Raw genomic sequence first — 274 nt, 5'->3', positions numbered from 1 at the left:
GCCCTGGTCAACGACTTCAAGGCCTATTTCACCCGGCATGGCGAGCCGGTCTCGGAGAACCCTTCTCCCGGCAACATCGCCGGCGGCATCACCACGCTCGAGGAGAAGTCGCTCGGAGCGGTGCAGAAGGCCGGGCATGCGATCGTCACCGATGTGATCCCCTATGGCGGGCGCGTGCGGCACCACGGCCTCACGCTGCTCGAGGCGCCCGGCAACGACGCCGTATCCTCCACCGCGCTCGCGGCGGCGGGCGCGACGGCGATCCTGTTCACCA

1 pseudogene is annotated in these 274 nt (G+C 69.0%); it reads left to right on the top strand.

Annotated features, from left to right (window positions below):
- Nucleotides 1-274, top strand: a pseudogene (locus NLU14_RS21790) (UxaA family hydrolase); the annotation flags it as partial.

Source organism: Marinobacter iranensis (assembly GCF_029207565.1).
GTDB lineage: Bacteria > Pseudomonadota > Gammaproteobacteria > Pseudomonadales > Oleiphilaceae > Marinobacter > Marinobacter iranensis.
The sequence above is the reverse complement of the archived record's forward strand: the minus strand, read 5'-3'. Positions and strand labels throughout refer to the sequence as shown.